This is a genomic window from Streptomyces sp. NPDC058157 (genome assembly GCF_042884105.1).
Lineage (GTDB): Bacteria > Actinomycetota > Actinomycetes > Streptomycetales > Streptomycetaceae > Streptomyces.
In genome coordinates, this window is record NZ_JBHVUQ010000217.1 from 1 (window position 1) to 11,164 (window position 11,164).

The 11,164-nt window shown below is 74.8% G+C and carries 8 protein-coding genes; 2 read left to right on the plus strand and 6 right to left on the minus strand.

Annotated elements, in window-relative coordinates:
* Positions 1-2,970 (minus strand): ABC transporter permease (locus ACFVXK_RS32960; protein WP_389619132.1); only part of this gene is annotated, 2,970 nt, incomplete at its 3' end.
* A 143-nt stretch (positions 2,971-3,113) separates the two neighbouring features.
* On the opposite strand from ACFVXK_RS32960, the gene ACFVXK_RS32965 reads away from it, so the two are divergent.
* The gene (locus ACFVXK_RS32965) at positions 3,114-3,893 is read left to right on the plus strand and encodes an ABC transporter ATP-binding protein (RefSeq protein ID WP_389619135.1); all 780 of its coding nucleotides are present in this window, start codon (positions 3,114-3,116) and stop codon (positions 3,891-3,893) included.
* Between the two features lie 85 nt (positions 3,894-3,978).
* Here ACFVXK_RS32965 and ACFVXK_RS32970 read toward each other — a convergent pair whose 3' ends face one another.
* Together ACFVXK_RS32970 and ACFVXK_RS32975 are read right to left on the minus strand one after the other, a co-directional pair.
* The gene (locus ACFVXK_RS32970) at positions 3,979-5,502 is read right to left on the minus strand and encodes an APC family permease (protein WP_389619138.1); all 1,524 of its coding nucleotides are present in this window, start codon (positions 5,500-5,502) and stop codon (positions 3,979-3,981) included.
* A gap of 154 nt (positions 5,503-5,656) precedes the next feature.
* Positions 5,657-6,367 (minus strand): TetR/AcrR family transcriptional regulator, encoded by a 711-nt coding sequence (locus ACFVXK_RS32975; protein WP_389619141.1) that lies wholly within the window; start codon positions 6,365-6,367, stop codon positions 5,657-5,659.
* A gap of 124 nt (positions 6,368-6,491) precedes the next feature.
* On the opposite strand from ACFVXK_RS32975, the gene ACFVXK_RS32980 reads away from it, so the two are divergent.
* Positions 6,492-7,718 carry a saccharopine dehydrogenase family protein gene (locus tag ACFVXK_RS32980; RefSeq protein WP_389619144.1) on the plus strand — a complete coding sequence of 409 codons (1,227 nt, stop codon included), beginning with the start codon at positions 6,492-6,494 and terminating at the stop codon, positions 7,716-7,718.
* Between the two features lie 23 nt (positions 7,719-7,741).
* Here the strand turns inward: ACFVXK_RS32980 and ACFVXK_RS32985 are convergent, their stop codons facing one another.
* The 3 genes from ACFVXK_RS32985 to ACFVXK_RS32995 all read right to left on the minus strand — a co-directional run.
* On the minus strand, positions 7,742-9,574 hold the full coding sequence (locus ACFVXK_RS32985; RefSeq protein WP_389619146.1) for a glycoside hydrolase family 15 protein: 1,833 nt from the start codon (positions 9,572-9,574) through the stop codon (positions 7,742-7,744).
* 97 nt (positions 9,575-9,671) lie between these two features.
* Complete coding sequence (locus ACFVXK_RS32990) at positions 9,672-10,571, minus strand: class I SAM-dependent methyltransferase (RefSeq protein ID WP_389619148.1); 900 nt, start codon at positions 10,569-10,571, stop codon at positions 9,672-9,674.
* A 2-nt stretch (positions 10,572-10,573) separates the two neighbouring features.
* Positions 10,574-11,164, minus strand: a 591-nt coding sequence (locus ACFVXK_RS32995; RefSeq protein WP_389619151.1) for an ABC transporter permease, incomplete at its 5' end; no start/stop codon positions are given.

The window sequence follows — 11,164 nt, forward strand, 5'->3', positions numbered from 1 at the left end:
CAGTACGGAGGACTCCCGTCCGCGGACCCGCCGTTCGGCGGCGGTGGCGGTGGCGAAGCCGATGGCGGCCAGGACCGCGCAGGCGGCGGCGAGGGCGGCGAGGGCGCTCTGCGGGCCGGCGCTCAGCGGGTCGTCCAGCAGGCCGGCGGTGATCTCCCCGCTGAGCTGGACGCGTTCGGTCCTGACCCCTGCGCGCAGGGCCGCGGCCGCGCGGGCCGGGGCCGGGTCGGCGGCCGAGGCGGCGGGCAGCCACCATTCGGTGGGGGCGGGCGGCTGCTGCCCGGCGGTCTCCAGCAGGAACCGGCCGAGCGTGCCCAGGTCGACGGCGAGCGCCGTGCGTCCGGCGACGGGGAGGGCTTCGACGGCGGCCGTGATCCGCAGCGGGACCGTCACCCCGTCGACGGTGATGTGCACGGTGTCCCCTGTAGCGGCGCCGAGGGAGCGCAGGTAGCCGGTGGTGGCGACCGCCGGGACCGGGGTGGCGGCCGGGGCGGCGGGGGCGGGGAACAGCAGGGCGTGGACGCCCCTTTCGGTGCCGAAGCCGCCCCAGTAGCGCAGCCTCAGCACCTCGGTGGAGCCGGCCGCGGCCGGGGCGAGGACGGGTTTGCCCGAGGCGCGGGGCTGCGCCGGGGGCGCCAGCTGCCAGCCCGCGGCGGCGGGGACCGGTACGGGGCCGCCGTCGGGGGTGTCGGAGACGGCGATGCGGCGCAGGGCCAGTTCGGCTCCGTCGCCGACGGGGCCGCCGTCGCCGGCGTACGAGAGGTGCAGCCCGGCCAGCGCCAGCGGGGCGGCGGCGGAGCCGATCGGGGCGTCGGTCAGTGCGTCGAGGGGGAAGCGGAGGGTGGCGTCGCCGCCGGTGGGGAGGGTGGTCTGCGGGGTCGTGTGGACGGTTCCGAACCGGTCGCGCAGGAGCAGGCTCACGGCGGCGTAGTCCGTGCCGGTGGACCGTACCGTCACGTCGAGGTCGATGCGGCGCGGTGTGCCGGGCAGCGGCAGCGCGGGCGCCGCGGCGGTGTCCGGCGCGAGCGGGGCGAACAGCTCGCGCATGCTCCGGCCGCCGCGCAGGTCCGCGCGCAGGGGGACGCGTTCGCCCGTCTTGGCGGCGTCCAGCGCGAGCAGGTCGGCGGTGCCGCCGCCGGGCAGCGGCTGGTCCTGGCGGAACACCGGGATCAGGCGGTCGCCGCCCGGGACGGAGCCGTAGCGTCCGCCCTGTCCCATCGGGGACATGCTGCTGCCGGAGATCCGCAGTCCGCCGGCGGTCGCGAAGTCGGCCTGGTCGCGCTGGGAGGCGGACCAGGCGGCGTGCTGGCCGAGGGCGAGGACCCCGCTGGAGACGGCGAGGACGAGCAGCAGCACGGGCCCGGTGGCGCGGCCCGGGCGGCGGGCGAGCTGCCAGCCGAACAGGGCCGGGCCCAGGCTCCGGCCGCGGGCGGCGAGCCGTCCCCCGGCCCGGGCGGCGAACGGCAGCAGCCGCAGGACCAGCAGGGTGCCCGCGCACAGGGCGAGGACGGGGGCGGCGACCAGGACCGGGTCCACGCCGAGACCGCCGTCGGCGGGGCCGGAGGAGGCGGGGCCGGCGGAGGCGGTGTCGGCGCCGGTTCCCCCGTAGTGGGACAGCTGCTGGTAGCAGACGACGGCGAGGGCCACCACGGCCAGGTCCAGTCCCGAGCGGGCGGCGCCGGTGACCAGGGCCTGCCGGCGGCCGGCCCGGCGCAGTACGGCGGCGGAGGCGCCGCGCAGGGCGGAGGGGAGGGTGGTGAGCAGGACGCATGCCAGGGCGCAGCCGGCGGCGACGGGCCAGACCAGCCAGGTGTCCGGTATTTCGAGGCGGACCCGTCCGAGCGGGCCGAAGCGGCCCAGCAGCCGCAGCAGGGGCGGTGCGAGCAGCGGTGCCAGGACGGCGGCCGGGAGGGCGAGCAGCAGTGACTCCACCGCGCTGAGCACGCCGAGGCGCCGGCGGGAGGCGCCGCGCGCGGTGAGCAGGATCCGTTCGGGTTCCTGGCGGGCCGTCATGAGGTGGGAGACGAGGAGCAGGGCGGCCGCCGAGAGGACGGCGAGCTGGAGGGCGCCGACCAGCAGGGTGGAGCGGGCGACCAGCAGTCCGGAGTCCAGCTGGGCGAGGAGTTCGGGCAGTTCGGTGGCGGCCTGGAGCGAGGTGGTGCGCTTCAGCGCGGCGGCCGCGGGGTCGGCGGCGGTGCGCACGGCCCTGGCCTCGGCGGTGGTGACCGTGCTCAGGTCGGGGGTGACGAGGGTGCCGCGGTAGTTCTGGAGGATGCCTCCGGCGGTGAAGGCGGTGTCGTCCACCATGAGCGGGCCGTAGGTGGTGAAGCTGCCGACCTGGAGCTCGCGGCCGCCGAGCGGGTCGAGCCGCCAGTACCCGGAGTCGGGGTCTGCGGCCTTGTACACGCCGGTGACCAGCACGGTCAGCGGGGGCCCGCCGAAGCGGTCGTCCAGCCGGACGGGCGCGGGCAGCGCGGACTCGGCCAGGCCGAGGCGGGCGAGCGCGGTGCGCGGCACGGCCGCCTGGAGCGGCTGGGCCGGGTCGCCCACGGGGGCGGTGACGGGCCGGGGCCAGGCGCCGGCGAGCAGCCGTACGTGCTCGCGGCCGAACGCGGCCAGCAGGGTGAGGTCCGCGTCGCGGCCCGCGGCGGCGGCACCGGGGAGTCCGTAGGAGCGGCTGCGGGCCACGCTGTCGGTGGCCACCGGGAGCCTGCCGAAGACCCGGCCCGTGTAGGCCCGTACGGCCTCGTCGTCCTTGGCGCGCGCGGCGGCGGCCTGGCCGCTGGTGACGACGACGCCGGTCCGGGAGTGTTCCGGGCCGGTCAGCGCCCGGCGCAGCCCCTGCTCCCCCACACCGCGTGTGAAGGCCGTCAGCGCGGTCAGCGCGGTCGCGGTGATCAGTACGGTGAGCAGTACGGCGACGGCGAGCGGCCATCGCCCGCGCAGTCGGCGCACGACGAAGCCGAGCACGTGTGCAGTCCCTCCCCCGTCCGGACCTTCGGCACCGGATAGCGGACGATGCTGCCAGATCCGGTCGAATCACGGAAGGGACTTGCGTGATTGGTGAGAGAGATGCGCAAATGCGGTCGGAAGTCCGAAGCAGGGGGAGCACAGTGACGGAACACCAGCACACGCCCACGGTCCCGGCGGCACGCCAGGCCACCGCGGACACGGACACGGACACGGACACGCCGATCGTGGTCGCCGAGGAGGTGCGCCACAGCTTCGGCACCGGCGCGCAGACCGTGCACGCCCTGCGCGGGGTCTCCTTCGAGGTCCGCCGGGGCGAACTCACCGCCCTCCGGGGCCGGTCGGGCTCCGGCAAGACCACCCTGCTGAACCTGCTGGGCGGCCTGGACACCCCCACCGGTGGCCGGATCACCCTCGACGGCACCGACCTGGCCGGCCTCGACGAGGCGGGCCTGCTCGCCCTGCGCCGGGACCGGATCGGCTTCGTCTTCCAGTCCTTCGGGCTGATCCCCGTCCTGACCGCCGCGGAGAACGTGGGCGTGCCGATGCGGCTGCGCCGCGTCCCCGCCAAGGAGCGCGAGGAGCGCGCCCGGACCCTGCTCGCCCTGGTCGGCCTGGCGGACCACGCCGACCAGCGCCCCGGCGAACTCTCCGGCGGCCAGCAGCAGCGCGTCGCGGTGGCCCGCGCCCTGGCCAACGACCCCGCGCTGATCATCGCGGACGAACCCACCGGCCAGCTCGACCTGGAGACCGGCCGGTCGATCATGGAGCTGCTGCGCGCGCTGGTGCGCGGCAAGGGGGTGACCATCCTCGTCGCCACCCACGACCCGAACCTGATCGAACTCGCCGACCGCGTCGTGGAACTGCGCGACGGCCGCATCGTCGGTCCCGGGGCGGACGCCGCTGCGCCCGCCGCCGGGTAGGGTCCGGCAGCCGGTACATCTCGACCGGCACGCCCCGGGGGCGGGCAGCCGGGCGGTTCGCATGCGGGCCGGTCGTGGGGTGGTCCTAGGGTGCGTCCTGGTGCGTGCCGGGCCGTTCTCGCCAGAACGTCGCCGACGCCATCCTGCGCACGAGCATGAGCACCACTCCGGCACCGGTCAGGAAGACGGCGATGACCAGCGGTGCGCCCAGGCCGAACCAGGCCGTCGAGGAGGCCGCGTTGTGGGGGTCGGCCATGTCGGCGACGGACTCCGCCAGGAGCCAGATCAGCAGGGCCGCGCCCACCAGCGGCCCCGCGCCGAGCAGCAGGAAGGGGCGCAGGCCCTGCGTGAGCCGGCGCCGGTACCAGACGGCGCAGGCGATGCCGGTGAGGGCGTAGTAGAAGGCGATGAGCAGCGAGAGCGCGGTGAGGGAGTCGGCGAGGGCGTTCTCGCTGATGTGGTGGATCACCACGTACCAGACGGTCGCGGTGCCGGCGACCCACCAGGTGCTGGTGCCCGGCGTGCCCCGGCGGGGGTCGACGTGGGCGAAGCGGGCGGGCAGGGCGTGGCGGCGGGCCATGGACAGGGCGGTGCGGGAGGCGGGGATGATGGTGGTCTGGGTCGAGGCGAGGGCCGAGGTGCTGACGGCGAGGAGCAGGATCCAGTCCCAGCCGCCGAGGACCTCGTGGGCGAGGGCGGCGAAGACGTCCTCCTCCGTGTCGGCCCGTCCCGCGAGGTAGGCGGTGCCCGCGTAGGCGACGACGGCGACGGCCACGGCCAGGTAGGTGGCGAGCAGCACGACCGTCGACCAGATGCCCGCGCGGCCGGGGGCGTTGGCGGAGTCCTTGGTCTCCTCGGTCAGGTTGAGGGCCGATTCCCAGCCCCAGTAGGCGAACACGCCGAGCAGCAGCCCGCCGGTGAGGGCGGAGCCGCCCGCGCCGAAGGGGTTCAGCCAGCCGGCGGCGGGGCGTACGGCGTCCAGGCTCCCGGTCCCGGCGTAGACCCGGTACAGGGCGACGGCCGCGAACACCACGAGGCAGACGACCTGGAGCAGGACGAGCGCGTTCTGGAAGCGGGCCGAGGCCTCGGTGCCCCGTACGCACAGCCAGGACATCAGCAGGATCAGCAGGACGGTCAGGACCTCGCGGACCAGCGCGTTCCCGGCCAGGCCGTCGGCGCCGACGGCGAGCAGGCCGAAGCCCACGGCCACGTCCGCGAGGGAGCCGACGACGAGGACCCCGGTCATCGCGATGGCCCAGCCGCCCAGCCATCCGGTGGTGGGGCCCAGGGCGCGGGTGGCCCAGGAGAACGTCGTGCCGCAGTCCGGGTCGGAGCGGTTGAGGTAGTGGAAGGCCGAGGCGATCAGCAGCATCGGCACGAAGGAGGCGAGCATGACGCCGGGGGCGTGCACGCCCACCAGGACCACCAGCGGGCCGATGACGGCGGCCAGCGAGTAGGCCGGGGAGGTGGCGTTGAGGCCGATGGCGAGGGCGTCGAGGAAGCCGATCGCGTCGGCCTTGAGCACGCCGGTCCGGGCGGTGGGGGCGGTGGCCGTCGTGGGTTCGGTGCGTTCCCGGGCGGCGGTCTCCGTGGGGGTGTCTGCGGCCATCGTCCCTCGCTGTGCTGTGTGCGGTGTGGGGGCTGCGCCGCTGCCGGGCGCGGTGTGAACAGGGCGTGAACTGCGAAGAGGAAACCCGCGCGGCCGCTCGGGGGTCAATGGTGTTGGCATAAGGGGTGCCGGGGGGTGCCGGAACCCGGTGCGGTCAGCGGTCGCCCAGGGCCTGGAGACGGGCCTCGGCGCTGGCGAGGAGCATGTCCAGGGCGACCGGGTAGGCGCTGTGGTTCATCCGGGCGGCGAGCAGCCGTCCGGTGGCCGCGATGTGCGGGTACTGGTCGGCCGGCAGCCTGGCGTAGGTGGACTCCCACTGCTGCTCGTCGGAGAGCCGCGAGGCCTCGCTCAGGGCGAGGGCTCCGGCGTCGAGGGCGGCGAAGGCCAGGCTCTGGTCGATGAAGGCGTGGTAGATCAGGACCGCCTCCGGGTCCGGGAAGCCCGCCGTGCGCAGGATCCCGAGGACCGCCTCGTCGGCGGCGATCTCGCGGGGCCGGCCGGTGACGCGGCTGGCGGTGAGCACGGCCGCCTGGGGGTGGGCCAGGTAGGCCCCGTGGATGCGCAGCCCGAGTTCGCGCAGGTCGGAGCGCCAGATCCCGGTGGCGGACCAGCCTTCGAGGGCCCGTCCGATCAGTTCCTCGCCGATGGCGAGGGTCAGGCCGTCCATGCCGTCGAAGTAGCGGTAGAGGGTGCTGGGGTCGGCACCGAGGGCGGCGCCCAGCCGGCGGGCGGAGAGCCCGGCGCTGCCGTGTTCGCGCAGCATGCGCAGGGCGGTGTCGACGATCAGCCGCTCGGACAGGACGACGCCCTGCCGGGTGGGGCGCCGCCGCCTGCGGGCGTCCTCGGGGACCACCGGTTTCGCCATCGCGTGCCCTCCTGGGTCGTGTGGGGCCTTATGCCAACACCATTGACCTTATCTCGCGGGCCCGGCTTTCATCCCTCCCATGGGGCACGGACCTCCGTGGGCCCCGCCGAGAGAGGGTTTCGTCATGCGTGTTCTGCTTGTGGGCGCCGGTGGCGTCGGTACCGCGATCACCCGGATCGCGGCCCGCCGGGACTTCTTCGACCACTTCGTGGTCGCCGACTACGACCTCGCCCGCGCCGAGGCGGCCGTCGCCGCCCTCGACGACTCCGCCGGCCGGTTCACGGCCCGCCGGATCGACGCCTCCGACGAGGCCGCGGTGGCCGCGCTCCTCACCGAGGAGCGGTGCGACATGCTGCTGAACGCCACCGACCCCCGCTTCGTGATGCCGCTGTTCGAGGCGGCCCTGGCCGCGGACAGCCACTACATGGACATGGCGATGTCGCTGTCGCGGCCGCACCCCGCCCTGCCCTACGCCGAATGCGGGGTCAAGCTGGGCGACGAGCAGTTCGCCCGGGCGGAGGCCTGGGAGAAGTCGGGCCGGCTGGCGCTGGTCGGCATGGGCGTGGAGCCCGGCCTCTCGGACGTCTTCGCCCGCTACGCGGCGGACGAGCTGTTCGACGAGATCGAGGAGATCGGCATCCGCGACGGGGCGAACCTGACCGTCGAGGGCCACGAGTTCGCCCCCTCGTTCAACATCTGGACGACGATCGAGGAATGCCTGAACCCGCCCGTCGTCTTCGAGCGCGAGCGCGGATGGTTCACCACGGAGCCGTTCAGCGAGCCGGAGGTGTTCGACTTCCCCGACGGCATCGGCCCGGTGGAGTGCGTCAACGTCGAGCACGAGGAGGTGCTGCTGGTCCCGCGCTGGGTCGACGCGCAGCGCGTCACCTTCAAGTACGGGCTGGGCGAGGACTTCATCGGCAAGCTCAAGACCCTGCACGCACTGGGCCTGGACTCGACCGCGCCGGTCACGGTCCGCGGGGCGGACGGCGCTGCGGTACGGGTCTCCCCGCGCGACGTGGTGGCCGCCTGCCTGCCCGACCCGGCGACGCTGGGCGAGCGCATGTCCGGCAAGACCTGCGCGGGCACCTGGGTGAAGGGCACCAAGGACGGCCGGCCGCGCGAGGTGTACCTGTACCACGTGGTGGACAACCAGTGGTCGATGCGCGAGTACGGCTCCCAGGCCGTCGTGTGGCAGACCGCCGTCAACCCGGTGGTGGCCCTGGAGCTCATGGCCGGCGGGGTGTGGGCGCAGGCGGGTGTGCTCGGCCCGGAGGCCTTCGCACCGCGCCCGTTCCTGGACCTGCTGACGGCGTACGGCTCCCCCTGGGGCGTCCGGGAGCAGGGCTGAGCGGCCGGCTCCGCGCCTCCCGCTCAGCCGAGGGCGCGGTCGAGGTTGAAGGCCGCACTGATCAGGGACAGGTGGGTGAACGCCTGGGGGAAGTTGCCCAGTTGTTCACCGCTGCGGCCGATCTCCTCGGCGTAGAGGCCGACGTGGTTGGCGTAGGTGAGCATCTTCTCGAAGGCCAGCCGGGCTTCCTCCAGCCGCCCGGCACGGGTCAGCGCCTCGACGTACCAGAAGGAGCAGATCGAGAAGGTGCCCTCCGCGCCCCGCAGGCCGTCGGGGCTGGCCTGCGGGTCGTAGCGGTAGACCAGCGAGTCGGAGACCAGCTCGGCGGTGAGCGCGTCCAGGGTCGAGAGCCACTTGGGGTCGGTCGGCGCGATGAACTTGGCCATGGGCATCATCAGCACGGAGGCGTCGAGCACCTCCTCCCCCAGGCTCTGGACGAACGCCCCGCGCCCGGCCGACCAGCCCTCCTTCATGATCTGCCGGTAGATCGCGTCCCGGCTCCGCTGCCAGCGGGCGAGGTCGGCCGGCAGTCCGCGCCGGTTGGCCATGCGCACGGCCCGTTCGATGGCCACCCAGCACATCAGCCGTGAGTAGACGAAGTCCCTGCGGCCGCCGCGGGTCTCCCAGACACCCTCGTCGGGCTGGTCCCAGTGCTCGCAGAGCCAGTCGACCACGGCGCCGACTTCGTCCCAGTGGTCGCTGCTGATGGGCTTGCCCCACTTGTCGTACAGGTAGACGGAGTCGATCATGGCTCCGTAGATGTCCAGCTGGAGCTGGCCCGTGGCGGCGTTCCCGATCCGCACCGGAGCCGATCCCAGATGTCCCGCGAGGTGGGACAGCTCGGTCTCGGGCAGTTCGGTGCGCCCGTCGATGCCGTACATGATCTGCAGGGGCCCCCTGGGGCCGGCGCCGGGCTCGATGCACCGCTCGGACAGGAAGCCCATGAAGGCCTCGGCCTCGGAGGTGAACCCGAGGCGGAGCATGGCGTAGACGCAGAAGGCCGCGTCGCGGACCCACACGTACCGGTAGTCCCAGTTGCGCTCGCCGCCGATCCGCTCGGGCAGGCTCGTCGTCGGTGCGGCGACGATCGCGCCGGTCGGCGCGTAGGTGAGCAGCTTCAGCGTCAGCGCGGAGCGGTTGACCATCTCCCGCCAGCGGCCCCGGTAGCGGGAGCGGCTCAGCCAGTCGCGCCAGAACCGGACCGTCGCCTCGAACTGCTCCTCCGCCTCCGCGCGCGGGCAGGCCCGCGGCCGGACGTCGCCGCTGACCCGGTCGAGGGCGAAGACGGCCGACTCGCCCTCGAGGAGCTTGAAGCGCGAGGACACGTCGGTGCCGTCGGTCTCCAGCGGCGCGGTGGCCGACAGGGCCAAGGAGAGCGACGGGGACTCGAAGACGGCGTCGTGGGCCCGTGCGCGCACGGTGTGCGGTTCGGCGCCGTAGCCGAAGCGCGGGGAGATCCGGGACCGGAACGGCAGGGTGCCCCGTACGCAGACCACCCGCCGGATCAGCCGGTGCCGGGCGGCTTCCCGCGACGCGTCGACGACCGGCATGAAGTCCTGGACCTCCGCCACCCCGTCGGCCGCGTAGAACCGTGTGATCAGCACGTTGGTGTCGGGGAAGTAGAACTGCCGGGTGCGGGCCGGCACGTCGGCGGCCAGCTCCCACGACCCGCCCCGGTCGGCGTCGAGGATGGAGGCGAACACGCTCGGTGCGTCGAAGCGCGGACAGCAGTACCAGTCGATGGTTCCGTCGGTCCCGACGAGGGCGGCCGTACGGAGGTCCCCGATCAGGCCGTGCTCGGAGATCGGCAGGTAGGCCGATCCGTCCGGTCCCCCGGATCCGTTCCCGAACTCCATGCCGGCCTCCTCCCGCTGCTCCGCGGGCAGGTGCGGGGTCGAATGACCTGACCCTCCATGGTAGGTCGGCGGCGCGTGCACGCACGGCGGAGGGCGGTCACGCCCGGTGCGCGGCCGCTGCCGGACGGTCGTCCCCGCCGCGGCCCTCCCGGGATCGCCGCCGCAAGCGCAGGACGCCGTCCGGGAGGTGCCGGGACGTGCCGGTGGCCCGGGCGGGGGGCCGGGCCGTGGGCAGGGGTTCGAGGTGCTCGCAGTGCCAGCCGGCGGTCTCGAAGGCGTCGAGGTCCGGGAGGCCGTGCAGGGTCAGGGCCGTTCCGGCGGTGCGGGCGGCGGCGGTGAGGGTGCGGGCGGAGGCCGGGGAGAGGACGTCGCAGATCCACGCGCTGCCGGCGTCCGCCGCCCCGGCCAGCGCGGCCGCCAGGGCGCGGACCTGGTCCGCGGTGAGGTAGGTGAGCAGCCCCTCGGCCAGGAAGAGGGTCCTGCGGCCCGCGGCGCGGGGCCGCAGGAGGGCGGTGAGGGCGGCGGGTTCGCACAGGTCGCCGGGGAGCCGTTCCACCGGGACGCGGGCCGTGGCCGCGGGCAGCAGGCGGTCCTTGAGGTCGAGGACGGCGGGGCGGTCGACTTCGGTCACCCGGCAGGCGGCGGGCCACTCCAGGCGGTGGGTGCGGGCGTCGAAGCCCGCGCCGAGGTTGACGCAGGCCTCCCAGGGCCCGTCCCGGAGCAGCCCGGACAGCAGGCGGTCGATCACGAGGGTGCGGGCGACGACGACGGACGGCCCGGCGGTGTGCCGGGTGACGCGGGCGACGGAGTCGGGGCAGAGGCGGGCGAAGCGTGCGGCGTAGGGGTCGCGGAGCACCCCGTCCGGGTCGGCCGTCGCGCGCGCCCGGGCGAGCGCGGTGAGGAACGCGGTGGCGGGGACCTCGTCGGCGGCCGGCGGGTCCGGGCGCGGCGGGACGGTGTCCGGCGGGCCGGGGGGCGGGGAGGCGGCGTCCGGCACCGCTACTCCCACCGGAACAGCCGCGCGGCGGCCGCCGTGCCCAGGACGACCACGCCCGCGAGCACGCCCAGGTCGAGGGCGACGTCGGCGGGGCCGCCCAGCCAGGCGTGCTGGAGCAGCTCGACCGCGTAGGTCGCGGGCAGCGCGGAGCTGATGGTCTTCATCGCGTCCGGGAAGATCTGCAGCGGGATGGTCGCCCCCGACAGGAAGATCATGGGGAAGTAGACCAGGTTGGCGATGGCCACCGCCGCCCGCTCGGACCGGGCGACCGCGGCCACCACTCCCCCGAGCGCGTACATGGCGAGGGAGCAGAGCAGCAGGGCCCCGGCCGTCGCGGCGGCCGCCCCGGGGGTGGCCGGCAGGTGGAGGCCGAAGAACAGGTACCCGGCGGCGACCAGCAGCAGGGCGCCGAGCAGGGTCAGCGCGAGGTTGACCAGCCCCTGCGCGACGAGGAAGGCGGACGCGTCGACCGGCGTCGCGCGGAAGCGCTTGAGGACCTTGCGGTCGCGGTACTCGGCGAGGCCGAGCGGGAAGCTCATCAGCCCGGTGACGGCGACGACCAGGACCAGGTAGGCCGGCACCGACATGTCCAC